This window comes from Candidatus Phycosocius bacilliformis, assembly GCF_003112735.1.
Classification (GTDB): domain Bacteria; phylum Pseudomonadota; class Alphaproteobacteria; order Caulobacterales; family Aquidulcibacteraceae; genus Aquidulcibacter; species Aquidulcibacter bacilliformis.
The window spans coordinates 22,181-49,091 of the sequence record NZ_BFBR01000003.1 but is presented as its reverse complement, the minus strand read 5'-3'; the positions used below and the strand labels follow the sequence as shown (position 1 = coordinate 49,091).

The 26,911-nt window shown below is 58.1% G+C and carries 22 protein-coding genes; 17 read left to right on the top strand and 5 right to left on the bottom strand.

Annotation, left to right across the window (positions count from 1 at the left end):
- The first annotated feature begins 151 nt into the window (after positions 1-151).
- The 6 genes from PbB2_RS05730 (at position 152) to phoB (ending at position 7,242) form a co-directional block, all read left to right on the top strand.
- Positions 152-1,576 carry an ATP-binding protein gene (locus PbB2_RS05730; protein WP_108984363.1) on the top strand — a complete coding sequence of 475 codons (1,425 nt, stop codon included), beginning with the start codon at positions 152-154 and terminating at the stop codon, positions 1,574-1,576.
- A 121-nt stretch (positions 1,577-1,697) separates the two neighbouring features.
- Entirely contained in the window at positions 1,698-3,095 is a 1,398-nt protein-coding gene (gene pstC, locus PbB2_RS05725; RefSeq protein ID WP_108984362.1) for a phosphate ABC transporter permease subunit PstC, read from the top strand.
- Positions 3,088-4,917 (top strand): phosphate ABC transporter permease PstA, encoded by a 1,830-nt coding sequence (gene pstA / locus PbB2_RS05720; protein ID WP_238164875.1) that lies wholly within the window; start codon positions 3,088-3,090, stop codon positions 4,915-4,917. The genes pstC and pstA overlap by 8 nt, the downstream gene beginning before the upstream one ends.
- Before the next feature lies 1 nt (position 4,918).
- A complete protein-coding gene (pstB, locus tag PbB2_RS05715) occupies positions 4,919-5,767 on the top strand; it encodes a phosphate ABC transporter ATP-binding protein PstB (protein WP_420887453.1) in 849 nt (282 codons plus the stop codon).
- Between the two features lie 63 nt (positions 5,768-5,830).
- On the top strand, positions 5,831-6,556 hold the full coding sequence (gene phoU, locus PbB2_RS05710) for a phosphate signaling complex protein PhoU (protein WP_108984361.1): 726 nt from the start codon (positions 5,831-5,833) through the stop codon (positions 6,554-6,556).
- The gene (phoB, locus tag PbB2_RS05705) at positions 6,553-7,242 is read left to right on the top strand and encodes a phosphate regulon transcriptional regulator PhoB (RefSeq protein WP_108984360.1); all 690 of its coding nucleotides are present in this window, start codon (positions 6,553-6,555) and stop codon (positions 7,240-7,242) included. The genes phoU and phoB overlap by 4 nt, the downstream gene beginning before the upstream one ends.
- A gap of 76 nt (positions 7,243-7,318) precedes the next feature.
- Here phoB and PbB2_RS05700 read toward each other — a convergent pair whose 3' ends face one another.
- Positions 7,319-7,771 (bottom strand): cupin domain-containing protein, encoded by a 453-nt coding sequence (locus PbB2_RS05700; protein WP_108984359.1) that lies wholly within the window; start codon positions 7,769-7,771, stop codon positions 7,319-7,321.
- On the bottom strand, positions 7,771-8,538 hold the full coding sequence (gene gloB / locus PbB2_RS05695; protein ID WP_108984358.1) for a hydroxyacylglutathione hydrolase: 768 nt from the start codon (positions 8,536-8,538) through the stop codon (positions 7,771-7,773). Before gloB ends, PbB2_RS05700 begins: the two co-directional genes overlap by 1 nt.
- A 41-nt stretch (positions 8,539-8,579) precedes the next feature.
- Here gloB and PbB2_RS05690 point away from each other — a divergent pair, with 41 nt between their 5' ends.
- Together PbB2_RS05690 and PbB2_RS05685 are read left to right on the top strand one after the other, a co-directional pair.
- The gene (locus tag PbB2_RS05690) at positions 8,580-9,299 is read left to right on the top strand and encodes a class I SAM-dependent methyltransferase (protein ID WP_108984357.1); all 720 of its coding nucleotides are present in this window, start codon (positions 8,580-8,582) and stop codon (positions 9,297-9,299) included.
- A 165-nt stretch (positions 9,300-9,464) separates the two neighbouring features.
- Entirely contained in the window at positions 9,465-9,809 is a 345-nt protein-coding gene (locus tag PbB2_RS05685; protein WP_108984356.1) for a P-II family nitrogen regulator, read from the top strand.
- Between the two features lie 262 nt (positions 9,810-10,071).
- Here PbB2_RS05685 and PbB2_RS05680 read toward each other — a convergent pair whose 3' ends face one another.
- On the bottom strand, positions 10,072-10,536 hold the full coding sequence (locus PbB2_RS05680) for a DUF805 domain-containing protein (protein ID WP_108984355.1): 465 nt from the start codon (positions 10,534-10,536) through the stop codon (positions 10,072-10,074).
- Positions 10,537-10,688: 152 nt separating this feature from the next.
- Between PbB2_RS05680 and PbB2_RS05675 the strand changes: the two genes are divergently transcribed.
- The 3 genes from PbB2_RS05675 to PbB2_RS16035 are packed head-to-tail and all read left to right on the top strand — an operon-like array spanning position 10,689 to position 12,672.
- Positions 10,689-11,813 (top strand): FtsX-like permease family protein, encoded by a 1,125-nt coding sequence (locus PbB2_RS05675; RefSeq protein ID WP_108984354.1) that lies wholly within the window; start codon positions 10,689-10,691, stop codon positions 11,811-11,813.
- Positions 11,810-12,511, top strand: coding sequence for an ABC transporter ATP-binding protein (locus PbB2_RS05670; RefSeq protein ID WP_108984353.1), 702 nt, complete (start codon positions 11,810-11,812; stop codon positions 12,509-12,511). The genes PbB2_RS05675 and PbB2_RS05670 overlap by 4 nt, the downstream gene beginning before the upstream one ends.
- Positions 12,508-12,672: a hypothetical protein gene (locus PbB2_RS16035; protein WP_192576191.1), complete on the top strand. Its 165-nt coding sequence runs from the start codon at positions 12,508-12,510 to the stop codon at positions 12,670-12,672. Before PbB2_RS05670 ends, PbB2_RS16035 begins: the two co-directional genes overlap by 4 nt.
- Before the next feature lies 1 nt (position 12,673).
- On the opposite strand, the gene uvrA is transcribed toward PbB2_RS16035, so the two are convergent.
- Entirely contained in the window at positions 12,674-15,586 is a 2,913-nt protein-coding gene (gene uvrA, locus PbB2_RS05665; RefSeq protein ID WP_108984352.1) for an excinuclease ABC subunit UvrA, read from the bottom strand.
- A 308-nt stretch (positions 15,587-15,894) separates the two neighbouring features.
- On the opposite strand from uvrA, the gene ssb reads away from it, so the two are divergent.
- Positions 15,895-16,401 carry a single-stranded DNA-binding protein gene (gene ssb / locus PbB2_RS05660; RefSeq protein WP_108984351.1) on the top strand — a complete coding sequence of 169 codons (507 nt, stop codon included), beginning with the start codon at positions 15,895-15,897 and terminating at the stop codon, positions 16,399-16,401.
- Positions 16,402-16,542: 141 nt separating this feature from the next.
- On the opposite strand, the gene PbB2_RS05655 is transcribed toward ssb, so the two are convergent.
- Positions 16,543-19,500, bottom strand: coding sequence for a PAS domain-containing hybrid sensor histidine kinase/response regulator (locus tag PbB2_RS05655; protein WP_108984350.1), 2,958 nt, complete (start codon positions 19,498-19,500; stop codon positions 16,543-16,545).
- 308 nt (positions 19,501-19,808) lie between these two features.
- On the opposite strand from PbB2_RS05655, the gene PbB2_RS16030 reads away from it, so the two are divergent.
- The 5 genes from PbB2_RS16030 to PbB2_RS05630 all read left to right on the top strand — a co-directional run bounded on the left by PbB2_RS16030 (position 19,809) and on the right by PbB2_RS05630 (position 26,894).
- On the top strand, positions 19,809-20,570 hold the full coding sequence (locus PbB2_RS16030; RefSeq protein ID WP_192576190.1) for an ImuA family protein: 762 nt from the start codon (positions 19,809-19,811) through the stop codon (positions 20,568-20,570).
- Positions 20,494-22,080 carry a Y-family DNA polymerase gene (locus tag PbB2_RS05645; protein WP_192576189.1) on the top strand — a complete coding sequence of 529 codons (1,587 nt, stop codon included), beginning with the start codon at positions 20,494-20,496 and terminating at the stop codon, positions 22,078-22,080. The genes PbB2_RS16030 and PbB2_RS05645 overlap by 77 nt, the downstream gene beginning before the upstream one ends.
- Positions 22,081-22,107: 27 nt before the next feature.
- Positions 22,108-25,341, top strand: coding sequence for an error-prone DNA polymerase (locus PbB2_RS05640; protein WP_108984347.1), 3,234 nt, complete (start codon positions 22,108-22,110; stop codon positions 25,339-25,341).
- 119 nt (positions 25,342-25,460) lie between these two features.
- Complete coding sequence (locus PbB2_RS05635; RefSeq protein WP_192576188.1) at positions 25,461-26,336, top strand: helix-turn-helix transcriptional regulator; 876 nt, start codon at positions 25,461-25,463, stop codon at positions 26,334-26,336.
- 12 nt (positions 26,337-26,348) lie between these two features.
- Positions 26,349-26,894 carry a hypothetical protein gene (locus PbB2_RS05630; RefSeq protein WP_108984345.1) on the top strand — a complete coding sequence of 182 codons (546 nt, stop codon included), beginning with the start codon at positions 26,349-26,351 and terminating at the stop codon, positions 26,892-26,894.
- The last annotated feature ends 17 nt before the right edge of the window (positions 26,895-26,911 follow it).

Below are 26,911 nucleotides of genomic sequence, written 5' to 3'. Positions count from 1 at the left end.
GGGGCGTAAATGCTCTGATCGGTGATCTCTTGAAAGTTACACACCCCGCGTGATTGTCCCTCAGAGCGGGCGTGACAAATTCGTCAAAATCCTGTCATCCTGTCGACACGGGCTTTTGCCAGCCTGCTGAAAGCCTGCCTATAAGCTGAAAATGGACCCCATGTCTGAGACCACGCCCGAGCCCATTCCACCCAATTGGCCTGTAATCGCCACCATTTTGGGGGTGTTGTTTGTCGCCGGTGGGTTGATTTACGGTTTGAGCCAAGATGTTGGTCTCTTGGTTGTCGGCATATTGGGGGTGGGTGTTTGCCTCGCTGTGGGCTGGTGGCTGGGTGCTGAGACCACAACAGCCCATCTAGAGACCCAGCGACTGGCGGAGGCAGCCCAAACTGGTGGCATGCGAACCAGTGGCATGGGCCGCTTGGACGATACCCGCGATGCCATTCGCTTTGCCCGCGCAGCGATTGAGGCTTCGCCCGATCCCGTGCTGATAATTGATCAGAATGGCCGGCTGGTGGGCACCAATCAAGCGTCGCGCGATCGTTATTCCATCGACCCCGGTCAATCGCGTTTTAGTGCTGTGATCCGCCGCCCCAATTTGGTCGAAGCAGTCGATGAGGTATTTGCGACAGGGGAAAGCCGCACATTGTCCGTGGAAAGCCGCGTGCCGGTTGACCGCTATGAGCGGGTGTCGATTGCGGCCTTCTCGGTTGATTCATCCCGCTTTGTGCTCATGTCAGTGCAAGATGAGACCGAGGCGCGCATGTCAGAGCGCATGCGCGCTGACTTTCTGGCCAATGCCAGTCATGAGCTGCGCACCCCACTTGCAGGCATTATCGGCTTTATCGAAACATTGCGCGGCCCAGCACGCGAGGATGAAGCCGCCCGTGATCGGTTTTTGGAGATCATGCATCTGCAAGCCGACCGCATGAGCCGCCTGATCTCGGACTTGCTTAGCCTGTCACGCATCGAACTCAATGAACATGTCGCGCCGACCGCACGGTCTGACTTTACGGCAGCAGTGCAGGAGATTGTTGAGAGTCTGCCGCCTGATAAACAATCGCGCATCCGCTTTGCCCCAGATGGTGACCCCCTGTGGGTGATCGGTGATTGGGATGAGATCCAGCAAATTGCCGCCAATCTGATTGATAATGCTTTGAAATATGGCGGTGCGGACAGTCCCGTGAAGATCAAATTGAATGGCTGGCTTGATCGAGAGACCGCTTTGCGGCTGGCCATGCGCGACTGGGAGGGAGCATCCCGCCTACCACTTACCAGTCCAGAGCTGGAACGTGATCGGCTCTATTGCACCTTGCGGGTTGAGGATGCGGGCCCCGGTATTGCCCGTCAGCATTTGCCGCGCCTGTCAGAGCGCTTTTATCGGGTGGAGGAGACAGCCACTGGCAAGAGCGGTACTGGGCTTGGTCTTGCCATCGTCAAACACATCGTCAACCGCCACAGGGGTGGGCTTGTGGTGGAAAGTGAACAGGGTCGGGGTACCGCCTTTGCCGTCTATCTGCCGCAGCCATTTGAACTTGAACCTGCCCGCTCAGAACCAAGCCTAACCCCTGCATGACCCGTCCGCATACGGGTGATGTCATGGAAGTGTCACAAAAATGTAATCTAGCCTTCTCAGCAAAGACGTAAGGGGCTGCCCGAAAGAGAGCCGGATAATCCGGTTGGGGCAGTGATTCTCCATGGACGCATTTGCAGATGTGCCGGTCAGCCTGATTGCAGCCGCGATTGTGCTGTCATTTGGCACGTGGGCCTGGCAGAAAGGGTCCAATAAGGCCTTAGCTTTGACCCAGACCGCAGGTCGGCTGAATTCCTTGCCGAGCCACCATGGCTGGTATGCGGCACTTTGGGTGGTTGCACCTGCTGTTGGTCTGTTGATTCTCCATGAATTGCTGGCACCCTCCTTCATCCGCAGTCTGATCACCCAGCAACTCCCGCCTGAAGTGCTGGCATTGCCAAAAGAGCGGCTGGACCTGTTCTTCACCGACGCAGCCAGAATTGCATTTGGTGGCACCCCCAGCCAACGCACCCCGGATGTGCTGGCTGCCGCTGATGCGATGCGGCACAATTCAGCCCTTCTCAACATCGCTTTTGGGGTGGGTGCCTTGGTTCTGGCCGGGCTTGGCTTCTTTTTGTCGCGCTCGCATTTAAGTCAGGATTTCCGTGCCCGTAATGCCGTGGAAAGTTGGATTAAGGCGCTGATGATCCTGGCGTCCGGCATCGCCATTCTTACCACTTTGGGCATTGTGCTGTCGCTCTTGTTTGAGACGCTGAAATTCTTCTCCAATTACAGTCCGATCGACTTTCTGTTTGGCACTCAATGGAGCCCGCAAGTCGCCATTCGGGCTGACCAGATTGGCCAATCCGGTGCATTTGGGGCCGTACCTTTGTTCGTGGGGACCGCGCTCATCATGGTGATCGCCATGGCCATTGCGGTGCCAGTCGGGCTGGGTTCGGCGATCTATCTGTCAGAATATGCCAGCGCGCGGGCGCGAGCTGTGGTCAAGCCAGTTCTGGAGATTCTGGCGGGCATACCTACCGTCGTCTTCGGCTTTTTTGCCCTATTGACCGTGGCCCCGATTATTCGCGCTGTTGGGACCAGTATCGGGCTTGATGTCTCGGCCCAAAGCGCGTTGGCGGCCGGCCTCGTTATGGGGATTATGATTATCCCCTTCATCTCCTCGCTGTCAGATGATGTGATTAATGCAGTGCCCCAAGCCCTACGCGATGGCTCCTATGCCATGGGGGCGACCAAGTCGGAAACCATAAGCCGCGTGGTGGTGCCGGCGGCTTTACCCGGCATCGTCGGTTCGGTTTTGCTCGCCGTATCCAAGGCTTTGGGCGAGACCATGATTGTGACCATGGCCGCAGGCCAGAATGCCAATCTGACCCTCAATCCACTCGACATGGTGACCACCGTGACCGTCCAGATCGTCACTTTGCTGACGGGGGACCAGGAATATGACAGCCCCAAGACCCATGCTGCCTTCGCCTTGGGCTTCGTCCTGTTCTTTGTGACCTTGATCCTCAACATCATCGCGCTGCGCGTGGTGCAGAAATATCGAGACAAGTATGAGTGAGCCTGTCACCCCCTCCCGCACGGCCATGCGCGATCTTGTCAACCAGCAGATTCGCCGCCGCTATGCCGCGGAAACCCGCTTTCGCTGGTTTGGTATCGCCATGGTATCAACAGCCATTGCCGCATGTGCGCTGTTGCTGCTGTCGGTGATGGCCCAGTCGGTGCCTGCATTGACCGAAAATCGGCTGCATCTGACCATTCAGGTCACCCCCGACAAGGCTGACCCACTTGGCAAGCGTGTGCCGTCAGACATTCGCGAACAGGGCAATTTTTACGGCATGGTGCAGGACGGGCTGATTGCCCGTTTCCCGACTGCCGAGGCTGACGGCACGTTGGATGACCTGTTCGACGTGGTCACCTCGCTGGCTGCTGTCCCCATTGGTCGCACGATTGCGGCCGATCCCAGCCTGATCGGCAAAAGCCTTGAGGTTTCGTTGCCGATCAATGACGATCTCGACCTGTTCTTGAAGGGGGCCTATGGCAAAACGCGGGTGAGCGAAGGATCAGATGATCTGACCGTCACCGCTCAAAATGATGGCAGTTTTGTGCTTTCTGGTGGCCGGGCACCTTTTGCCAAGCCGATTGCCAATCTGCGCCAGGATTTGCAGGCAACCGTGCGCGATCTGGAAACGGCGCTTGGCCCCAAACAGCAGCGCCTGGCGATTGCCAAGGCTCAAGTTGAGACGCTGAAGGCGCGGGCTCTTGCCCTTAAGGCCAGTGAGGCACCGGGGCTTGCCGCCGCCGAAGCACTTGCCGATCAGGCCGAGACCACCGCAGCCAGCTTGGCTGATGAGATCACGAATGATCAGCTCAATCTGGCTGCCTATAAGGCCGCCATTCAAGGCGATGGTGGGGCCATTGCATTTAGCGATGACAAACCCACCATTCTGGTCGAGCGCGGTGGGGCGACTTATAAATTAACCCGCATCAGCGCCAATGCCGCCACGGGTGTCCTTCTGATCCGTGACACCAGCACGCGGACAGATCCTGCATGGCGAACAGTGCAACTCGCCACGCCTCAGAATGGCCGGGCTGTCAATGATGAAGTGATTGCCTTTGGTCGCCAGTTGCAAGCCACTGGGGCGATCAAGCCCGCGCTCAACACCACGATCTTCACCCGTTCAGATTCCAATGAGCCTGAGTTGGCCGGAATCCTGTCGGCGCTGGTCGGCACAATCCTGACCTTGCTGGTCACCTTCTGCACGGCGGTGCCGATTGGCGTGGCGACTGCGGTCTATCTGGAAGAGTTTGCGCCCAAGAATGCGCTGACGGACTTCATCGAAGTCAATATCAATAATCTGGCAGCGGTGCCGTCCATCGTCTTCGGTTTGTTGGGTTTTGCCGTCTTCTTGACCTTCTTCAACATGCCGCGCTCCGCCCCCATCGTGGGGGGGATCGTGCTGACCTTGATGAGCCTTCCCGTGATCATCATTGCCTCGCGGGCTGCTTTGAAATCCGTGCCCCCCTCAATCCGCGAAGCCGCCCTTGGTGTCGGGGCCTCGCGCATGCAGGCGGTGTTCCACCATGTGTTGCCACTGGCCATGCCCGGCATCATGACGGGTTCTATCTTGGCGATGGCCCATGCTTTGGGTGAAACCGCACCGCTTTTGATGATTGGCATGGTCGCTTTCATCGCTGACATCCCAACCAGCTTCACCGATTCAGCCACAGTGCTGCCGGTGGAATTGTTCATGTGGGCAGGCCGACCTGAACGGGCGTGGGAACCACGCACCGCCATGGCCATTCTGATCCTTCTTCTCTTCATGATCTTGATGAACGCCGTCGCAATCTTCCTGCGGCGCAAGTTCGAGCGCAGGTGGTAAAATGATGAACACCTTTTCCCAGACCGTTTCCGATGCCAGTCCTGATGAACTCATCAGCGCGGCCCAGCAAACCACCGGCATTTTACCCGGCATTTCCGCCAAGGTTCGTACGCGCGACATCAATGTTTTCTATGGGGCCAAGCAAGCACTCTTTGATGTCTCGCTGGATGTACCCGACGCGTCGGTCACGGCCTTTATCGGCCCCTCGGGCTGCGGCAAATCCACCTTCCTGCGCTGCATCAACCGCATGAATGACACGATCGATACCTGCAAAGTCATGGGCAGCATCCAAGTCGATGGTCGCGATGTGAACGACAAGGCAATTGATCCGGTGGTGTTGCGCGCCTCTGTGGGTATGGTGTTCCAGAAGCCCAATCCATTCCCGAAAACGATTTTCGAAAACGTCGCTTATGGGCCCCGCATTCACGGCATCGCCAATGATAAGCAGGGGTTGGAGCGTATTGTTGAGCAAAGCTTGCGTAAAGCAGGCCTGTGGGATGAGGTTAAGGATCGCCTGCATCAGCCAGGTACCGGACTGTCGGGTGGCCAGCAGCAGCGTCTGGTGATTGCGCGCGCCATTGCCGTCAATCCTGAAATCATCCTGATGGACGAGCCTTGTTCAGCTCTGGACCCGATTGCCACCGCTAAGATCGAAGAATTGATCGACGAGTTGCGCCAAAACTATTGCATCATCATCGTCACCCACTCGATGGCCCAAGCCGCGCGCGTCAGCCAGCGTACCGCCTTCTTCCACATGGGACGGTTGGTTGAAGCAGGCCCCACCGAGGAAATCTTCACCAATCCCCGTGACAGCCGGACACAGGATTATATTACTGGTCGATTTGGCTGATCCGCTCCCTTTTCTTGTTTGCCCGGCGTGCCCGATCCTGGGGCGCCAAGCGAGTAGACCGACATGACAGAACATACCGTCCGTGCTTTTACCGAAGAATTGGAAGCCTTGGGGGCTGATCTCAACCGCATGGGCGGTTATTCCGAACAAGCCCTAAGCGATGCCATCACGGCCATGGCCCGTCGCGACGCGGGGCTCGCGCGGACCGTGATTGATGGCGACAAAAAGATTGATGAACTCCAGCGTGAGATTGAACGCAAAATCATGCGTCTATTGGCCCTGCGCCAGCCTCTAGGGCGCGACTTGCGCCAGACCGTGGCGGCCCTGAAGCTGGCAGGTGATCTTGAGCGTATTGGTGATTTGGCCAAAAATATCGCGAAACGGGCTCTCACCATTCAGGAGTTTGACCCCATCGCTCTGACCCGCAGTGTTGAGCGCATGGGCAAAATTGCTGTCACGCAATTAAAGCAAATCCTCGACACTTTTGCCTCCCATGAGGTGGCAGGAGCCGTCTCCGTCTGGATGCAGGACGAGGAATTGGACGAGCATTATAATTCGCTGTTCCGCGAATTGCTGACCTATATGATGGAAGATCCCCGCATGATCGGGCCGGGCGCGCATTTGCTGTTTGTTGCCAAGAACCTTGAGCGCATCGGCGATCACTGCACCAATATGGCCGAGGTCATCTATTATCTTGAAACCGGGGAAGACATTGGCACAGACCGGCCTAAGGCGGTCGATCCAGCCATGCCGCCCTTACCACCTCCTAATTCGGAGTCCTCAAAATGACCCCCTATGTCCTTGTCGTAGAAGATGAAGACGCGCTGGCCACTTTGCTGCGCTATAATCTGGAGAAGGACGGCTATCAGGTCGGCGTGGCAACCGACGGGGAAGAGGCCATGATGATGGCTGCAGAGCGTTTGCCAGACCTTGTTATTCTGGACTGGATGCTGCCCAAAGTGCCTGGCATTGAAGTATGTCGGCGGCTGCGGGCCAAGCCCGATGCGCGCAATATTCCAATCATCATGCTGACAGCGCGCGGCGAGGAATCTGATCGCATCCGCGGGCTTGATACCGGGGCGGATGATTATGTCACCAAGCCGTTTTCGACGACAGAGCTTTTAGCCCGTGTTCGCGCTGTCCTGCGCCGAATCCGCCCGGGTCTTGCAGATGATCGTCTGGTGTTTGGCGATATTGTGGTGGACCGTGTGTCCTACCGCGTTAAGCGCGGCGACCGCGATGTGCATTTAGGCCCGACCGAGTTCCGCTTGCTGGATTATTTCATGCAGCATCCAGGTCGGGTGTTTTCGCGCGAACAATTGCTCGACGCGGTGTGGGGCTCGGATGTCTATGTCGAAGCCCGCACGGTGGATGTGCATGTCGGACGGCTGCGCAAGGCTTTGAACGAGGGCGATGAATTCGATCCGATCCGCACGGTGCGCTCGGCTGGCTATGCGCTCGACAAGGCTGGATGAGTTTAGAGCGTCGGGTCACGGCGCTTGTCGTGGCGTCTGAGGCCAAATCCGTCTGCGCGCCATAGGGATGAGGGCGCTACGCCTTTTTGCCGGGAAACCAATCCGGGTCGGCCAGCTCAAATCGGTCGAACACAAATCCCGGTGCCACCACGCAGCTGACCAATGTCCACGCCCCGAGGCTTTCTGCGGCCTGCCATGCCCCGGCTGGCACGACCGCTTGCGGGCGTTGCCCCGCGCGCAGATCAGGCCCGAGATGATGGGCATAGGCGGTTTGGCCATCCTCACTGATCGACAGCGCAAGTGGCCCGCCAGCATGCCAGAACCAATGTTCAGCCGCATCAACCCGATGCCAGGCCGAGATCTCGCCCGCCTGCAACAGAAAATAGATGCTGGTTGAGTGGCCGCGCTCTGCAGGACCTTTTGGGTCGCGAAAGGTCTCAACATAATGGCCGCCCTCGGGATGGGGTTTCATCGTGAGCAGACCGATGATTTCGCTGGCGCTTAAATCCCCTGATATGGCGCGCTGCATCAGAAAGTGTCCTTCCGCTTGCGAATGATCGCAAACACCTCATGGGCTGGCAGGGAGGCGTCCGCCGCCACAGCAGCGCGCACGCTGGCCATATCGGCCCGCACAAACGGATTGGTGGCCCGCTCCAATCCGATGGTCGTGGGCACTGTCGGTTGGTTGTCTTGGCGCAGCCGGGTGATCTCCTCAAGCCGCGCTTGGAGGGCAGCATTGTCTGCCTCGATGGTGGCGCAAAAGCGGGCGTTGGCGGCGGTATATTCATGCGCGCAATAGATTCGGGTTTCATCCGGCAGGGCCATCAGGCGCGAGAGGCTGTTCCAAGCCTGTTCAGCACTGCCTTCAAACAAACGCCCACAGCCTAGGGCAAACAGGCTATCGCCGACAAAAGCGACCTGATCGGCCGCAAAGTGAAAAGCGATGTGACCCAATGTGTGACCGCCGACATCGAGAACCTCGGCGCTGCTGTCCCCAAGGCGGAGCATTTCGCCGGGGTGGACGATCTGGGAAAGTGGGCTGATACGCTGATCAACTTCTGCCGGGCCAAGGGAGCGCGCCCCATGGGCTTTCTCAATCGCCTGATTGCCCCCGGCATGATCAGGATGCCAATGCGTGTTCCAGATCTCATCAATCTGCCAGCCCAGCTTGTCGGCTTCGGCCAAAATGGCGGTGGCATCGGGTGTATCGATACAGGCAACCTTGCCCGACGCCGAATCCCGGATCAGAAAGCCATAATTGTCGGACAGGCAGGCAAACATGTGAATGAGCAGCATGTCTGTCCTTTAGGTCAGAAATTTGCTTTATCCTAGCCCTCATGCGTGTCGACGTTCTGGCCCTGCAAAGTTTCTATGCCAGCCCCTTGGGTCTGACAGCCCAAGCCATGGTGGGTCGTCGCATTATCGATGCATGGGGGGATTGTCAGGGCCTTGATGTGCTGGGCTTTGGCTATGCGACGCCTTTCCTGTCCCCTTGGCTGGAACGAGCCCGCCGGGTGACGGCATTGATGCCGGCCACGCAAGGGGTGGAGCGTTGGCCTTCAGTTGGACCGAATCTGGCATGTATTGGCGATGAAGACCGCATGCCCTTCACAGAGGCTGTGTTTGACCGCATCATTTGTGTGCACGCGCTGGAAGAGGCTGAAAATCCCCGTGGCCTCTTGCGCGAACTCTGGCGACTTTTGGCTCCTGAGGGCCGTTTGATGATGGCGGTGGCCAATCGCGGCGGCATCTGGGCACGGGCGGAGTCCACCCCCTTTGGTCAAGGCAGACCCTATAGTCGCAGCCAATTGTCGACCTTGTTGGCTGACGCCATGTTCCAGCCTATGGCATGGTCGCGCGCGCTCTATGCCCCACCTTTAGCGTGGAAAATGACCACAGGCGGGGCAGCTGAAACCTGGGAAGGGGTGGGGGAACGGGTGTGGCCCGCTTTGGGTGGTCTCATTCTGGTCGATGCGGTCAAGCGGCTTTATGCCGACAGCCTGCCGGGTCAAGGCCGCCGCGTTCTGCTGGCCCAGCCTGCTGCCGCACGTTTTTAAGGCATTGGCCAGCAAAGTCGCATATTTTTTGAGCGATTGATGGCTGCAATGCGGTCAGGCATTAAAAGCGGGTCACAAGTGCGTTTGATCGTCTAATCTAGGCGGTGAGATAGAAGGGGCTTGTGGTAAGATGTGCCACGCCCGCTGCGACGTGAGGGGAACAGAATGAAGCTGGTTACCGCCATTATCAAGCCAAGCCGTCTGGATGCGGTTCTCGATGCCGCCACCGAAGCCGGGATTTCGGGGCTGACGGTCACCGAAGTGCGCGGCTATGGCCGCCAGAAGGGCAAGACCGAAGTTTATCGTGGCGCCGAATATGAAGTGAAGCTGCTGCCCAAAGTCAAAATCGAAGCCGTGGTAACCGACGACATGGTCGACAAAGTGGTGGAGGCTTTGGCTGGTGCGGCCAATACCGGCAAGATTGGTGACGGCAAGATATTTGTGGTCGATGTGGAAATGGCGTTACGCATCCGCACTGGCGAAAAGGACGCTGCCGCCATCGCAGGCTGATTTCTGATAGCGCGAATGGAGGTCCCCGCTCTGCGCTGCGCTCCGGCGGGGATGACGCGTAGTTAGAAACATCAATTTATACAACACGCTGTCGTCCCGGACGGCGGTAGCCGATCCGGGACCCCCCAGCACATAAACACCACGAGGTCCCCGCTCTTCGCTGCGCTTCGGCGGGGATGACATGTGGTTGGAGTTGTCATCCCGGACGGCAAAGCCGATCCGGCAGAGATGAACCGTAAAGCCCGTCGCGCTCAGAGCGGAACTAGAACTGAGTCCGGTCGGCCCAATTGGCCCGCGTAAGGCGTTCGCGCGGCGCATCGCCATGTTCGGAATCGGGATCGGTTGGCCGCGCATACCACGACAAAAGCGTCAAACTGCCAATAATGGGGACCACATGCAGGATCATCCATAGCCCACTTTTGCCGATATCATGGAGGCGGCGAATGCTTGCCGTGAACAGCGGCAGGGCATGCAAAGTGGCAAATAGTTTCGTCAGTGCGCCGATCTGGATTCCGGTGTTGATCTCGGGCATGCCCGACGCGCTGACACCCACTTCGACCTTCAAATTGCCCTGCGCCAGCGCCGACAAAACGGTCACGCTATCCACGGCAATGGCAAGAGAGGTCAGTGCTGCGACCATCAGCAGGAAGTACCAGAAGGCCCGCCGATTCATGCGGCCACTGATATCAAACATTTGCAGGATCGCCTGCACATAATAGCTCAACATCGGACAATGCTAACCGATTGACGCTGATAAAGCCTTCAATCCGTCACTGCAATTTGAGATAAATACGGCACGTGGCCTGTCGGGAAGTGAACGGAATCATGGGCTAGTGTGAATGCGTGGCCAGCTCAGGTGAGCCGCGATGAGTCGATTTCATGCATTCATTGGCCCAGCAACAATTGTCGCACATGTGGTTACGGGCATGGTTCGCCATTGTAACGCTGACGCTGGCGGGTGTCGTTGTCTATCTGCAAGTGGGCCTCTCAAACCATTATCTTGATCGCTTGGTGCGTTTTGAACAACAGATCAGTGCCCCGATCGTGGTTGTTTCGACATCTGGCACCTTATTAGACTTGCAGCCGATGACGCCTGAGGTTGAGGCTCGGGTCCGGGCCAGCTCGGTGGTAGAAGCATTTGAAGTCCGTAGCAGGTCGATGGTTGATTTGGCGGCCGGGCCAACGGGCTATCCTCTGGCGGCTTTGGCTGTTGACGTCACTGGACCGGGACTTTCAGCCCCGAGGGCATTGTCGCAAGCAAGTCGGCAGCTTTTGGTCACACCCGGTCATGTTCTTCTGACAGATAAAGACGCCGAAATGACCGGCTTTCGTCTTGGTGACAGTTTTGTCGTGGCAGGTCACCGCCTTCAGATCGTCGGTCGGATCAAAGGCGGTTTTGGCCGTAATGGCAGCCTTGTTTCCCAGCAAACTCGTGATTTATTGGTGCCGGCGATACCTAGAACGGAACCACTTAAGCCGCGCATCATCCTTGTGCGTGGGCAAAAAGGGCAGCTGCTGTCAGAGACATTGGGTCGCCTCAATCAGGTACTTCATCTTTTCGGTGCTCAGGCGATGAGCCGTGAGGACTATGTGCGCGGTTTGGTTCAGGAGGGTATAGAGCAAAATCAGGATGTGCGGGCCTATCTCTATCTGGCGACAGCCGTTGGCCTGATTGCTCTGCTCATCATCGCCCAGTCCGTCCAGTCCATGATTGCCGGACAGCGATCTGAATTGGCCACCCTTGTTGCAATCGGGGTGACGCGCTGGCGGATCGGCCTGATAGTGCTTGAACAGGCCCTTTGGCTTGGTCTCATTGCAGCCGCGCTTGCCATCCCGACTGCCCTCGTGGGGCAGATGGTGCTGGAGCGGTTTGATGTCCCCATCGCGTTGCATCTGGCACAAATACTACCGATCAGCGGTATCATACTGGTGACAGCAGTTTTGGCTGGTCTTGTCGCCATTCCTTCGGTCCTCACTCTCAAGCCAGTGCAGCTCTTGCGATGAGAACCGAGACGGGTTTGCATGCAATTGGGCTATCCAAATGGTTCGGGCGCGAGCCGAACGCCGTGCGGGCCCTCGATGATGTTACATTGGAAATTGCGCCCGCAAGTTTTGTCATTGTGTTGGGGGCCAGTGGATCTGGAAAATCTTGCCTCTTAGCCGCCATGTCAGGGCTTCAGCGGCCTGATCGGGGCGAAGTCCATTTTCAGGGGCGAGATATCTGGGCACGTGGTAATCAGTCCGCGGCAGCCTTTAGACGTGATGCCTGCGGCTTTGTATTCCAAAGTCCTGGGCTTTTTCCTTCTCTCACCGCATGGCAGCAGATTTATGTTCCATTGCGGCAATTGGGCGTGGATCGACAAGTTGCGCGCTTGCGCGCGACAGAAGCGCTGGATCACGTTGGACTGAGCGCACGGGAAGGAGCCTTGCCGACGCAATTGTCTGGCGGGCAAAATCAGCGTGTTGCTATCGCCCGTATGTTGGCCAAGCAGCCAGCTATTCTCTTCTGCGATGAACCAACCTCAGCGCTTGATACTGATAACGCGCGCCTGATTGGGGAACTTTTCCAACACGTTGTGCGCCAGCGCGGCGCTACGATTGTTTGTGCCACTCATGATGAACGCCTCATTCCATTTTGTGATCGGGTTATAACGCTACAAGCGGGTAGCCTCATCCACGACCAGCTGCAGGACCCAGCATGAGGCGGCAAAACTTCCTTTCGACGGTTCGCGGCTGGCTCTGTATCGCCCTTGTTCTGGCTGCAAGTGCCACCCTGATCATCGCCCGACAAGATCAGCAGCGTCGCGGATTCGACGTTCAGGTTTGGGATGGTGGTAAGGAGGCCTCAAGCGCGCGCCCTTAGCCTACCCGTGTGCCTTGGATTCCTCAGCCATGCGCTTGGCTTGGGCCTGACGGCGCTCTTCGTGTTTGAGCAAGGTCTCTTTCAGATAGCGACCCGTCCAGGACGCCTCAACCAAAGCGACTTCTTCCGGTGTGCCTTCAGCCACGATGCGTCCACCGCCATCGCCTCCTTCAGGACCTAAATCAATCAGCCAGTCAGCGGTTTTGATCACATCGAGATTATGCTCAATCACCAGAACACTATTGCCCTGATCCACCAATTCCTGCAGCACATCCAATAGCTTGCGTGTATCTTCAAAATGCAGGCCTGTGGTGGGTTCATCGAGGATATAAAGCGTGCGGCCGGTCGACCGGCGTGACAATTCCTTTGACAATTTCACCCGCTGAGCTTCCCCGCCCGACAGAGTGGTGGCTTGCTGACCCACTTTCACATAGCCGAGGCCGACACGCACCAATGTCTCCATCTTGTCGCGAATGGCCGGCACGGCCTGGAAGAAACTGGCGGCTTCCTCAACCGTCATGTCGAGAACTTGGGCAATGGATTTATTGCGATAGGTGACCTCCAAAGTCTCGCGATTATAGCGTTGACCATGGCAAACATCGCATGTGACATAGACATCAGGCAGGAAGTGCATCTCGATCTTCTGTACCCCGTCACCTTGGCAGGCCTCGCAGCGGCCGCCTTTAACATTGAAACTGAAGCGGCCAGGGCCATAGCCGCGCGCCTTTGATTCAGGCAGGCCGGCAAACCAGTCGCGGATCGGACCAAAGGCACCCGTATATGTGGCGGGATTGGAGCGCGGGGTGCGCCCGATCGGGCTTTGATCAATATCAATCACCTTATCGAGGTGATGCAGGCCTTCGAGTGCCTTGTGCGGCCCTGGAACTTCATTGGCCCCGTTCAGGCGCCGGGCGAGCGCCTTATAGAGTGTCTCAAGGATCAAGGTGGACTTACCACCACCTGAAACGCCAGTGACACAGGTGAAGATCCCCAAAGGAATATCGACGGAGACATTTTTGAGGTTATTGCCAGTGGCACCCTCGACACGGAGGAATTTCTTCGGATTTCGGCGACGGCGCTTAGGCGGTATGTCGATGGCCTTCTCGCCGCGCAAATAGGCGCCTGTCAGGCTCGCTTTGGCGGCTTCAATATCAGCAGGGCTGCCCTGAGCGACCACTTGGCCGCCATGGACACCTGCCAAAGGCCCCATGTCCAGCACATGATCGGCGGTCAGAATGGCTTCTTCATCATGCTCAACCACAATGACACTATTGCCCAAGTCCCGCAGTCCTTTGAGCGAGGTGAGGAGCCTTGTGTTGTCGCGCTGGTGCAGCCCGATGCTGGGTTCGTCCAACACATAGAGCACGCCGGTCAGGCCTGAACCGATTTGGCTGGCCAAACGAATGCGTTGGCTCTCTCCACCAGACAAGGTTGCAGAACCGCGATGCAGGGTGAGATAATCCAACCCAACATCCACCAGAAAGCGCAAACGCTCTTTGATTTCCTTTAATACGCGGGTGGCAATCTCGCGGTCCTTGGGTGATAGCCGATCCTCTAAAGCCACAAACCAATCCCGCGCACCCCGGATTGAGCGCGCCGACACCACCGAAATATCCTCTCCACCGACGCGCACGGCCAATGCTTCAGGCTTTAAGCGTTTGCCATCGCAGGTCGGGCATTTCTGGGCGGACTGATAGCGGCCTAACTCTTCCCGCGACCAAGCTGAATCGGTCTCCCGCCAGCGCCGCTCCAAATTGGGGATCACACCCTCAAACGTTTTGGTCGTCTCATAGCGGCGCGCGCCGTCATCATAGACGAATTGGATTTTGTCGCTGCCAGAGCCGTAAAGCACCAATTGCTGGAAGCTCTCAGGCAATTTCTGCCAGGGTGTTGTCAATGCCACCCCGGCGTGGCGGGCAAGCGCCTGCAGCGTCTGGGTATAGAGCGGCGAGGCACCTTTCGACCACGGTGCGATCACCCCATCATTCAAGCTTTTACTGGAATCGGGCACGACCAGTTCAGGGTCAAACTTCAGCTGTACGCCCAATCCATCACATGTCGGGCAGGCGCCAAAGGGATTGTTGAAGGAAAACAGGCGGGGCTCAATCTCGGGGATGGTAAAGCCCGAGACGGGGCAGGCAAATTTGGCCGAAAACAACAGGCGGCGCGGGGCGCCCTTGTCGTCTTGCTCATCGGCAAACTCAGCCAGCGCGATGTCATCGGCCAGCCGCAGACAGGTCTCAAACCCTTCTGCCAAGCGCTGCTGCATCCCCGCGCGGACGGCGATGCGGTCCACCACCACATCAATATCATGCTTTACTTTCTTGTCGAGCTCGGGCGCATTTTCGAGTTCATAATAGGTGCCATCGATCTTTGCGCGCACAAAACCCTGTTTAATCCAGCTCTTGAACTCAGTCTTAAACTCACCTTTGCGGCCACGCACCACCGGTGCCAAGAGATAAAGTCGCGTTCCTTCGGGCAGCGCCATGATCTTATCGACCATTTGGCTTACCGTCTGGCTTTCAATGGGCAGGCCAGTGGCAGGCGAATAGGGCACGCCAATGCGCGCCCAGAGAAGGCGCATATAATCATAGATTTCCGTGACGGTTCCCACTGTCGAGCGCGGATTTTTCGAGGTGGTCTTTTGCTCAATCGAAATGGCCGGAGACAGACCTTCAATCGAGTCCATGTCCGGCTTTTGCATCATCTCAAGGAATTGGCGCGCATAGGCTGACAAGCTCTCGACATAGCGCCGCTGGCCCTCGGCATAGATTGTATCAAAGGCCAGTGAACTCTTGCCAGACCCAGACAAGCCAGTGATGACCACCAGCTCACCGCGTGGGATTTCCACCGTGACATTCTTCAAATTATGTTCGCGCGCACCGCGAACCCGGATCACTGGGGATTCAGACATGACAGACCTTGATACATTCAGACTCGGATAATGACATCACCTTGCGAGGCCACGGCCCCGCGGCGACAACAATGTCGCGATGATTAGCGCGCGCAAATCAGCTTGACGAACGGAACATTATGTGAACATCTTGTGCTTGTCCACGGCATGCACAGTTTTGCAGGCTTATCCACAAGGCGAGGCGGTTTGCGTGACGCCCCCGCTCTTCTGTGATGGACTTAAGACCTGTAGCGTCAGTTTCAAGAGTGGATATGGCCTTGGTTGGCCGACATGAGTCGGCCCCAGGCAGGCAAGATGGAGCAAGGGACATGGCGGGCAGTGTGAACAAAGTGATCTTGGTCGGCAATTTGGGCCGCGATCCTGAGATCAAGTCCTTCCCATCCGGTGACCGCATTGCGGAGTTTTCCGTTGCCACCAGCGAGCGCTGGAATGATCGCGCCACCGGGGAAAAGAAGGAAAAGACCGAGTGGCACCGGGTTGTGGTGCGCAATGACAATCTGGTCAAAGTGGTCGAAAACTACATTAAAAAGGGCAGCAAGGTCTATGTCGAAGGCCAATTGCAAACCCGTGAATGGACCGATCAGGCTGGCCAAAAGCGTTATTCGACCGAAGTTGTCATTGGCCGCTTCAAGGGCGAGATCACCATTCTTGATAGCCGCGGTGGGGGTGCCGACATGATCGAAGATGGTGGCGATTCTGGCTATGGCGGCGGTCGGTCCATGGGCGGCGGCTTTGGTGGCGGGGCAGCCCCACGTGCCGTTCAAGGCGAAAAGCGTTCCTTCGCAGCCGATCTGGAAGACGATATTCCATTCTGATCACGCCGCGTGAGCAAGGATGGGAGCCCTCCCCCTTTGTTGGTCTCCCACATTGCGCCGAAAACTGGTTAGTGGTTGTTGCCACAGATGACGTGGTAACATGGCGCGGCGACGATAAGGGGAACCAGCGGGCGGACCGATTTAAGGGAAAGCCAGCCTGCTCTTGGCATTGGCGTGGGGTGAGCCTTGCAATGCTTCCTTGCTCGCGGACTCGCTGGCCGTCAGAGTTGCGTCAATTCCTGTCAGCAACGTGCTTGGTGTGATCGGCTTGGAGATATGATGGTCGCACCCACAGGCGAGTGATTGGGTGATATGTTCCTTCATCGCATTGGCGCTGACCATGGCGATAGGTGTGCGATCGCGACCTGCCTTGGCCTCTAGGTCACGGATCGTTCGGGTTGCGGTCAGGCCGTCCATGACCGGCATCTGCATATCCATCAAGATCAAATCGAAATGGCGTTCTTGCCATAAGGCCACGGCTTCTTGCCCGTTCTGGGCAATGGTGAGATCGACGCCGTGTGGTTCGAGGATCATGGCGACGACACGTTGATTGACCAGATGATCCTCAGCCAGCAGAATGGCCAGCGATCTTGAAACGGGGGCGATTGCGGCATGTTCGTCAGCTGGACGGGTCTCAGCTTTGGGCGAGGCCTCAGCCTGCACGCGCGGCAGCGGCAGGATAACCGAAAACAGGCTGCCAATGCCGGCTTCAGATGTCACCAAGAATTGACCGTCCATCATGTCGGTCAATGTGCGGCAAATAGACAGACCCAGCCCTGTTCCACCAAAATTCTTGGTGATGGAGGCATCAGCCTGCTCAAAACGGGCAAACAGGCGCTGTTTGGTTTCCTCATCAAAGCCGATCCCGGTGTCTTTCACACTGATCATGATCTGACATGGCCCATCCCCACGATCGGTGGCTGTCACACCAATTTCGACATGACCCTTCTGGGTAAACTTCACCGCGTTGGAGGCGAGATTGGACACGATCTGCTTCACGCGGATGCCATCGCCTTCAAACAGACCATCCGTGCCAGGGCCAAAGCGGACGTGGAAGCCCAGCCCTTTTTCTTCAGCACGTGTCTGCATCACTTGGGCGGTGGCTTCGATTGTCTTGCGCAGGTCAAACGGCTCAAGCTGGAGGCTGAATTTACCAGCTTCGATTTTGGACACGTCGAGAATATCCGACAACAAAAGTTCCAGCGTTTCGCCCGATGACTGGATCAGATCGACCATTTCGCGCTGGTTGGGCGTCAGTTCTGTGCGCGCCAATGCCCCCACCACACCAATAACCCCATTGAGCGGCGTGCGGATTTCATGGCTCATATTGGCCAAGAAGCTGCTTTTAGCCCGGTTGGCGGCTTCGGCCTGTTCGCGCGCAGCCAGCAATTCGGCTTCTGTAGCCAGACGTTCGGTTACATCGCGCGCGGTTGCATAAATGTAAGTGCCAACAGCTTTGGCCCGCCATTCGACACTGCGGACTTCCCCCGATGGATGACAGAAGCGGGCCACAAAATCCATCACGTCACGTGTGTCGCGAATGGCAATAACTGCCTTGATGGTGCGGTCGCGATCATCAGGATGGATGAGGTCGAGGGCGTTGCGACCGATCAGATCGGCTTCTGCCACGCCCAATATCTTTTCGGAGGCCTTGCTCATGCGGACAGCGCGACCTTCTGTGTCGAAGATACAGAGCAATTCAGGCGAGACGTCGAAGAAGGTCGAAGACTGATTGAGCGCGTCTTTCAATTTGCTCTCGGCGCGTTTGCGCTCGGTCAAATCATACAGCACGCTGACAAAGCGCGGCCCCTTTGTCTGGGTGGCGGGCAGAGGCACGACAGTCGCATCGACCCAGTAGATCGAACCATCCTTGGCTTTATTCGATACTTCGCCATGCCAAGACTGACCTTTGAGGATCGTGGTGCGCATTTGCTCAAAATAAGTGGGGTCGTGCAGGCCGGATTGGACGATACGATGATCGGTGCCGATCAGTTCCTCGCGTGTGTAGCCGCTGATCTCGCAGAAGCGGTCGTTGACGAACTCGATTTTGCCATATTGGTCGGCGATCGAAATGATAGAATGCTCATCCAAGGCCTTTTGATAGGCATGTAGGTCGGCAAGGGCATCGTCGGCGCGTCGTTGGGCCTCCACCAGATCGGTCACATCGGTTTCAATGGCTTGAAAACCCTCGAGCTGGTGCTTGTCGTCATAGAGCGGTTGGATGTCCAGATTGATCCAATAGAGTCGGCCGGTCTTGCTGCGATTGAGCAAAGTGGCGCTGGCTGCCCGGCCTGCATCCATAGCAGCCATAATGCGCGCGACTTCTTTTTGGTCGGTTTGTGGGCAATGCGATAGCGCGCCTGGTTTTTTGCCGATTACCTCATCATAAGTATAGCCGGTCAGCGCCAGATATGCGTCATTGACCCATGTGATGCAGCGTTGTGTATCGGTTCGGATCACCGGGTTACGGGCGAGTTCTGCAAAACGGGCAAACTCGCGGTAGCGGATTTTCTCTTTCTGCGTGGCTTCACGATCTTGGCGCCAGAGTTCAAAAATCAGGACCAAGGCGATCCCGACCAGAATGATGGTAATGAGAAAGCCTGTCTGAATGCGCTGCTTTTCGAGTTGGATCGCCAGTGAGCCAGATTTGAGAGAGGTGGTTAAAGCCTCTCGATAATTGCGTTTACTGTTTTGATAAGCCTGTGAGGCGAGGGTTGCTTGGGCCTCGGCAAGGCGGCCTTGGTCGGCTTGGTCAATGGCCGTGAGTTCCAATGTCGTCAGGTCTTGATTGGCCCGATTGACCGCATCAAGTGTGTGATGGGATACGATGGGTCCAACATTGTGGGCTTTGGTCAGGGCAGCGTCCAGCATCGGACTATGCTCTTTGTGGCGCTCGGCCCAACGCTTGTCACCGGTCGCGGCATACATCATGGCCGACATCGACAGGATCTCATCAAGGTTTTTGATGTCACCACTGGCTTGGGTGAACATGATCTGACGCATGTTGACGTCGCGATATGACGCGAATTGCCAAGCAGAAGCGGCTGCTAGCACAAAAATAGCAAAAGTAACCGCGAGGAACTTGGGGATAGATTTCATGCCGCTACCTGGATCGTACTGATGAGGATAGTCGAGCGACCTTGATTTTAGGTTAAGCAGCGCGTTTTTTGGCTATTATTGGGGCTTCTCATGCGCCGACCTCACGATATGCAGGGGGTGAGGCCGGGGAGGGTGGAGCAATCTCGGCCGATGTGATCTGGGCCGCCGCAATGATCTCACGTCAGATATGGACGTAAGTATCAGGCTAGGGGCTCACGCCTTCAGTTTTCCGACTCGACTCTGGGCTGTCTTCATGATTAGAACAAAACAAGAACAAATTGCGTGAAACAAAGGTGCAAGCAACTGCCATGAGACCGGATTTGACCGCTTTGCGTGACCAGATACGGGCCATCGAAACCCAGGATCGGCCAACTTTGGCCTGTCTGCCAACCGGGGCGCTTGGACTGGATCAGGCGCTGGGCGGGGGATTGGCGCTGGGCGGTGTAACCGAACTGGTCCCCGCAGCCTTCATGGATGAGGCAGCCAATCTGCATTTTGCTTTGGCGTGTCTGGCTGGGGCTCTCAAACAGCGCCCTGGCGATCTGGTGGTGATTGAGGATGCCAGCCGGGGGCACAATAGCTGGGGGCGTCTTTATGGGCCGGGCTTGCAGAAGCTGGGCCTGTGCGCAGGGCGCATTCTGATCGTTCGCGCCCCGGATGTGAAAAGCTTTCACGCCTGTCTGGAAGATGCCGCCCGCACCATCGGATTGGCCGGTATTCTGGCAATGGCGGGGCCTAAGGCAGGCTTTGGTTTGGCCGGGGCACGCCGGGTACAGCTGGCAGCGGAGCAAGCCCATAGTCTGGTGCTGCTGGTGCAAGGCCTGCGCACACCTGCCTTTGCGCCGGCCCGGGCCCGGCTGGTGGTGGCCAGCCGTCCGTGCCGCCCTGTGGCCTTGGGTACTGCTTTGCCCGGCCTTGGTCCGCCAGCCTGGCGGCTTCAGCTTGAACGCACCCGCCATGGTGCCCGCCCGCAATCCTTTGACCTGGAGTATGATGATGCGACGCATAGCCTGTATCAGCCTGCCACGCTGGCCGACCGATCGTCTGAGCCGCACTATCGGTTCGGCTGAAACTGCGGCAGACGCCGGTTTCTCGCGCGCCAGACCATGCGCGACTGTGGCCCGCAGTGCCGGGGGCATACGCCTGATTGCCCTCAATCGTGCCGCCCAGGCAACTGGCCTTTCTGCCGGCATGATGCTGGCTGGGGCCAAGGCATTGGTGCCCGATCTGTGCGTGGCCGATAGTGATCCTGCAGGCGAGGCCGCTGACCTGATGGCGCTGGCCCGCTGGGCGATGCGCTGGAGCCCTTATTGCGCCCCGGCCAAAGGGCTGGAAGCAACCCACGCGCTCTTCCTCGATGTGACAGGCTGTGCGCATTTGTTTGGCGGGGAGGCTGCCATGCTGGCCGATATGGTGACGCGCATGCGCGCCTTGGGTCTGACGGCGCGCGCGGCATGTGCAGCAACGCCAGGGGCAGCTTACGGCCTTGCCCGCTTTGCCCCGGAAGCGCATCAGGGCCTAAGTGCGCCAGATGGGCCAGCTTTGCGCGCTCTGGTTGGGACCCTGCCGGTGGAGGCTTTGCGCCTGCCGGGGGGGACCACCAGCGGGTTGCGGGCTTTGGGGCTTAAACAAATCAGCCACGTGGCGGCTCAATCCTCAGCGGCTCTGGCGCGCCGCTTTGGTATAGATCTGGTCCGGGCCCTGGATCGTGTGCGTGGGCTTGAGGAGGAGGCCATCGATCCCGTGGCTGAGATCATCCCCCGGCGTATCCGATTGCGTCTGGCAGAACCTTTGATGACACGTCAGGGTCTGGAATTGGCCGCAGCCAAGGCTGCCGGGGAAATCTGTGCCTTGCTGGATGATCAGCAGGAAGGCGCGCGCCGCCTTGTTTTGTCGCTTTATCGGGTTGATGGCATTGTGCTGTCGGTGACAGGCGGGGCTGGTCAAGCCCATCGCGATGCCATGCTGTGGAACCGGGTCTTGTGTGAGCGGATTGAGGCATTGGCCAATGGGGCTGGACTTGATCTCGGCTTTGGCATTGATCTGGTTGACGTGGCTGCGCCGGTGGTTGAACGCCTGACTGGTCAGGTGATGGATTTGGATCCTGCTGCTGCCGCAGCTTTGGCCAGTGCCGATGCGCTCCACCGTCTGGCTGATCGGCTGTCAGCCCGCTTGGGGGCCGGTCGCGTGACGCGGACTGAGGCCATTGCCCATTGGGTGCCAGAGCGTGCCGTGCGCCAAGTCCCTGTGGCAGAGCGTAAGCCCCAGGCCAACCAGTTTCCCGCTGCGCTGGCTGCCCGCCGCCCGGCTCTCCTGCTGGAGCGGGCCGAGCCGATCGATGCGATTGCCGAAGTGCCTGATGGTCCGCCCCGCCTGTTCCGCTGGCGGTCTCTGGCTTTCCGGGTTGCCTGTGCCGAAGGGCCAGAGCGCATCGCCTGTGGCGATGTTTCGGACGACACTCAGGATCGTGACTATTATCGGATCGAGACGGTGGAAGGCCGCCGCTTCTGGCTGTATCGCCAAGGCCTGCCCGGTCAGGTCGATCATCCGCGCTGGTATGTACATGGGAGTGCGGCGTGACCATTGGGCTCCTGACAGGCGGTCGTCATGTTGGTGTTTGAGCCTCTGGCGGCCACCAGTTTCTCTTTCCTGCGTGGGGCCAGCCAGCCTGATGAAATGGTGTGGGCAGCCCATGGTCTCGGCCTGCAGGGCCTTGGGGTCGCCGATGTCAATACGGTCGCCGGGGTGGTGCGCGCCCATGTGGCGGCTAAGGAAGCGGGCCTGCGCCTGATTGTCGGTGCGCGTCTGGTTGAACCTTGCGGCTTTGAGACCGTGATCTATCCTAAGGACCGGGCGGCCTGGGGCCGTCTCACCCGCACTCTCACGCGAGGCAATCGGCGCTCTCGCAAGGGGGTTTGCACCCTCACCATCGAGGATGTGTTGGCAGCGATGGAAGGGGCATGCGCTATTCTGGTGCCCCCCGCTATTCTGACCCCCGCTTGGCTGGATCAAGCCCGTCAGCGCCTTGCTCAAGCCCCGCCGACAGGGGATGTCTATGTGGCAGCGACCCGCCCGTTTGACGGCAGCGATTTTCAGCGTCTGGCCGATCTGACCGGCCTTGTGACGGCCACGCGCGGGCACTTGATTGCGACGATGGATGCGTTGTTTCACCATCGCGACCGCCGCCTGCTGTGCGATGTTCTGGCCTGCATCCGTACCAAGACGACGCTGGAGGCGGCTGGCTATTTGCGGCTGCAGAATGCTGAGAAATGCTTGAAAGACCCAGATGAAATCATCCGTCTTTTCAAGGGGTTTTCGCATTGTGTTGCGAACCAAAAGAAGCTGTTTGACGCCATTTCCTTTTCCCTTGATCAACTGGCCTATGAATATCCTGACGAAGTGGTGGCCCCTGGTGAAAGCCCGATGGACAGCCTGATCCGTCTCAGCGAAGCCGGGGCGCTGACGCGCTATCCCGATGGTGTGCCAGAGCGGGTAAGGGCGGCTTTGGATCACGAATATGCTCTGATCAATGAACTCAATTATGCGCCTTACTTTCTGACTGTGGCCGATATTGTCGGCTTTGCGCGCAGCCGGGGCATCATTTGTCAGGGTCGGGGGTCAGCGGCCAATTCGGTGGTGTGCTATTGTCTGGGCATCACGGCTGTCGACCCGATACGGGTTGATCTGTTGTTTGAACGCTTCATTTCTGCCGAGCGCCGGGAGCCGCCCGACATTGATGTCGATTTCGAACATGAGCGGCGCGAGGAGGTCATCCAATATATTTATGACAAGTTCGGCCGCCATCGGGCCGGGATTGCCGGGGTTGTTATTTCCTATCGCGGTCGGTCGGCCCTGCGTGAGGTCGGTAAAGTCATGGGCTTGAGTGGGGACACGCAGGAGGCTCTGGCCAAATCGGTGTGGGGGTGGGGGCGCGGCGGGGTGGACCCGGCTTTGATCCAGCGCATGACCGGGCTTGATATCACCAGCCCGCTGATTGCCCGCACTCTGGAACTGGCGCGCACGCTGCATGGCTTTCCCCGCCATTTGTCCCAGCATGTCGGCGGCTTTGTGATCACCCGGGGTGCGTTGGACGAAGTGGTGCCGATTGGCAATGCTGCCATGCCGGATCGCACTTTTGTGGAGTGGGATAAGGATGATCTTGATGCCCTGGGCATTTTGAAGATCGATGTGCTGGCACTGGGCATGCTGACATGCGTGGCGCGCGCCTTTGAGTTTCTGGCCACCGATTACGGCATTCATCTGGGCTTGGCTGACATCCCCCCCGATGATCCTGAGGTCTATGACATGATTTGTGCCGCTGATACGATTGGGGTGTTCCAGATCGAAAGCCGGGCGCAAATGTCCATGCTGCCGCGTCTGCGCCCGCGCAGCTTCTATGATCTGGTGATCGAGGTGGCGATTGTCCGGCCTGGACCCATACAGGGCGATATGGTCCATCCCTATCTGCGCCGCCGTCAGGGGCTTGAACAGGTCAGCTTTCCCTCCAAGGCGTTGGAAGATGTGTTGGGCAAGACGCTGGGTGTTCCCCTGTTTCAAGAACAAGCCATGCGCATCGCCATCGTGGCCGCAGGCTTTACCCCCTCAGAGGCTGATCGTCTGCGCCGGGCAATGGCCACATTCCGCAAAGTCGGCATCATCCACGAATTCGGCAAGCGCCTTGTGGATGGCATGGTCGCCAATGGTTATGAGCGTGAATTTGCCGAGCGCTGTTTTCGTCAGATCGAAGGCTTTGGCGAATATGGCTTTCCTGAAAGCCATGCCGCCAGTTTTGCGTTGATCGTCTATGTCTCGGCCTGGCTTAAGAAACATTGGCCGGAGGTCTTCCTCGCCGCCATTCTCAATGCCCAGCCCATGGGTTTTTATGCCTCGGCCCAATTGGTGCGCGATGGCAAGGAACATGGTGTGGTGGTTCTGCCTCCCGATGTTGGCTTTTCGGACTGGGACAACGTGCTGGAGGCTGTGGCAGGCCAGTCCCGCAAAGCGGTGCGTTTGGGTCTGCGCGAGATCAAAGGCTTCAAGGAAGCTGATGCGGCTCGTTTGGTTGCGGCGCGCTGTGCAGGTGGCCCCTTTAAGGATGGCGAGGATTTGAAGCGGCGCGCCCGTCTCAATGCCCGCGCCATGGCGCTGCTGGCAGATGGGGACGCGATGGGCAGTTTGAACCTGGATCGGCGGGCGGCATTGTGGCAGGCGCGCGGTCTGGCCGAGACTGCCTTGCCCTTGTTTGCTGCTGCCAGCGAATATGGCCCCGAAGTTGATCCGGCCTTGCCCGAAATGGCGTTGAGCGAGCAGGTTGTCCATGATTATGCCCGCTTGCGCCTCAGCCTCAAAGCCCATCCGGTGGCGTTTTTCCGCACAGAGCTGGCAGCCAAGCGCTTTGTCACATCGGCAGACCTGAAGACCGCGCCCAATGGTGGGCGTGTGGATCTGGCCGGGCTTGTGCTGGTGCGCCAAAAGCCTGGCACGGCTAAGGGCGTGTTGTTTGTCACGCTGGAGGATGAGTTTGGCTCGGCCAATGTCATCGTGTGGCCCAAGATTTTTGAGCGTTTCCGGCGCGAGACTTTGGCTGCCAAATTCATGGCGGTACGTGGGCGGTTGCAGCGCGACAGCGGGGTCATCCATGTTATTGCTGACCGGGTGAGCAATCTTAACCCGCGCTTGGCTGAATTGTCAGAAGGCGGCCTCAGCCTGCCGCATGCTCTGGCGCGTGCCGATGAATTGCAAAGCCCGCGTGAAGACCCCAAGCTGATCGCGGCTGGAGATCAGGCATTGGCCGCCGAACGCGCCAGTCGGGCGTTTGCCAATAGCCGCGACTTTCATTGAGGTGATTGGATGCGGCACACGAAATACACAACCACCCCCTATCGCTGTACGTATACGCTATTTAAAATTGATATTTTACACAAATGCACCAGAAGGGTGCGGCGCACTCGGAGACGGCGATGACCCAGATTCAGAGCCTAACTGCCGCGGTTTTGTTTGAGTTGCGTACCGCACGGCGGGAAGGCGACATCCTTCACATCCTCACCACTTATGCCAAGAACTGCGGGTTTGACTGGTTTCAGTTGGCTCCAGGACCGCATAACCCAATGATTGATCCGACTTGCCTGCTGACGTTTGGCAATTTTGATCCGGCTTGGCGGCGTCAATATGCCACCGAGCCCAGTTGTCGGTCTGACCCCGCGCGCAACCAAGCCATCCAGCGGGCAGGCAGCGTGCAATGGGCCCGCGCATTTGCAGCCGCTCGCAGCCCCGAACAGCGCGCTTTTGTCCACGCGTGCCGCCAGCAGGGTCTGCGTGATGGAATCACAACCCCGGTGCATGGCCCGCAAGGCTGTGTTGCCATCATGATGTTTGCTGCACCTCGCAGTCTGCGCATTGACCCCGATGATGGTGAAGCGCTGAGCCATATTGCCATGGCCCTCTATCAGCGCGTCCGTCGCCTGACTGCGGCGGCACTTTTTCAACCAGCCGAGCCAGCCCATTTAACCAGCCGCGAAATCGAATGCCTCCACTGGGTGCTGGAAGGAAAGACCAATTGGGAAATCGGTGTTCTGATGGGGGTGACGGCCCGTACGGTCCAGTTCCATCTTGGCAATGCCTCCCGCAAATTGGGGGTGGTGAACCGGGTTCAAGCGGCCGTCCGCGCGCTGCTGAGGGGTGACTTGTCGGTCCACCAATTGAGCCAAAGCCGTCAGGAAATCCGTGTGGAGGACCCTTATGGTCGGCGCAATTCGGCTTCATTACCGCGTTCACGTCAAAGTAAGACTTGCCCGCCATCTTCGAAGGCTGCGATTTTGACCTCGTTTCGAGCCTGAAGGGATGCGGCTGTGGTCCAGTTCCTAAGTCTTTTGCTGGGCGCACTCTTGGTGTCGGCTCCAGCCTCCTCAACACCCCCGGCCTCAACAGGCACTCAGTCTGGGGCTGGACCACTCATCCCCGGTCTGCGGGAGTCGATCGCCACCCCAGATGGGGCCGTGCCGCTGGACTGGGCAGGGCCTGCGGCCCGTATGCCTGGTCCCGACGACACAGTTGCGGGTTTTGATCCGGCTGCAAGCCTGTTCGGCCCGGCTGATCTGTGCGTGGTGACACCTGGCCAACCTGCACCGGCATGTGCAGCCAAGCCGGCTCAGATCACAGCTGTCAGCGACGATATCTTCACGGGCAGCAACAATCCTGATGCCACATGTCAAACCCAAGAAGACGTGCGTATCGGGGCCGACGGCAAGCCTCAGCGCGTCTTTGCCACCGTGTGTGGGGATGAGGTGGAATCTTGGGACTTCCGCCAGCGGACTACCCCCTCAAGCAAGGCCAATCCGCGCAAGCCAACCGACCGCGCCATTGGTCCCAATGATCTGGTGCCGCAAAAGCCTTAAGCAATCGCAGGCATGGC

Coding starts and splice junctions, on each gene's coding strand:
- PbB2_RS05690 (WP_108984357.1), top strand. CDS start 8,580: ATGCGTGTCGACGTTCTGGCCCTGCAAAGTTTCTATGCCAGCCCCTTG.
- PbB2_RS16030 (WP_192576190.1), top strand. CDS start 19,809: ATGAGACCGGATTTGACCGCTTTGCGTGACCAGATACGGGCCATCGAA.
- PbB2_RS05730 (WP_108984363.1), top strand. CDS start 152: ATGGACCCCATGTCTGAGACCACGCCCGAGCCCATTCCACCCAATTGG.
- PbB2_RS05640 (WP_108984347.1), top strand. CDS start 22,108: ATGTTGGTGTTTGAGCCTCTGGCGGCCACCAGTTTCTCTTTCCTGCGT.
- PbB2_RS05685 (WP_108984356.1), top strand. CDS start 9,465: ATGAAGCTGGTTACCGCCATTATCAAGCCAAGCCGTCTGGATGCGGTT.
- phoU (WP_108984361.1), top strand. CDS start 5,831: ATGACAGAACATACCGTCCGTGCTTTTACCGAAGAATTGGAAGCCTTG.
- phoB (WP_108984360.1), top strand. CDS start 6,553: ATGACCCCCTATGTCCTTGTCGTAGAAGATGAAGACGCGCTGGCCACT.
- PbB2_RS16035 (WP_192576191.1), top strand. CDS start 12,508: ATGAGGCGGCAAAACTTCCTTTCGACGGTTCGCGGCTGGCTCTGTATC.
- uvrA (WP_108984352.1), bottom strand. CDS start 15,586: ATGTCTGAATCCCCAGTGATCCGGGTTCGCGGTGCGCGCGAACATAAT.
- gloB (WP_108984358.1), bottom strand. CDS start 8,538: ATGCTGCTCATTCACATGTTTGCCTGCCTGTCCGACAATTATGGCTTT.
- pstA (WP_238164875.1), top strand. CDS start 3,088: ATGAGTGAGCCTGTCACCCCCTCCCGCACGGCCATGCGCGATCTTGTC.
- PbB2_RS05700 (WP_108984359.1), bottom strand. CDS start 7,771: ATGCAGCGCGCCATATCAGGGGATTTAAGCGCCAGCGAAATCATCGGT.
- PbB2_RS05645 (WP_192576189.1), top strand. CDS start 20,494: ATGATGCGACGCATAGCCTGTATCAGCCTGCCACGCTGGCCGACCGAT.
- PbB2_RS05680 (WP_108984355.1), bottom strand. CDS start 10,536: ATGTTGAGCTATTATGTGCAGGCGATCCTGCAAATGTTTGATATCAGT.
- PbB2_RS05670 (WP_108984353.1), top strand. CDS start 11,810: ATGAGAACCGAGACGGGTTTGCATGCAATTGGGCTATCCAAATGGTTC.
- PbB2_RS05675 (WP_108984354.1), top strand. CDS start 10,689: ATGCATTCATTGGCCCAGCAACAATTGTCGCACATGTGGTTACGGGCA.
- PbB2_RS05655 (WP_108984350.1), bottom strand. CDS start 19,500: ATGAAATCTATCCCCAAGTTCCTCGCGGTTACTTTTGCTATTTTTGTG.
- pstB (WP_420887453.1), top strand. CDS start 4,919: ATGATGAACACCTTTTCCCAGACCGTTTCCGATGCCAGTCCTGATGAA.
- pstC (WP_108984362.1), top strand. CDS start 1,698: ATGGACGCATTTGCAGATGTGCCGGTCAGCCTGATTGCAGCCGCGATT.
- ssb (WP_108984351.1), top strand. CDS start 15,895: ATGGCGGGCAGTGTGAACAAAGTGATCTTGGTCGGCAATTTGGGCCGC.
- PbB2_RS05635 (WP_192576188.1), top strand. CDS start 25,461: ATGACCCAGATTCAGAGCCTAACTGCCGCGGTTTTGTTTGAGTTGCGT.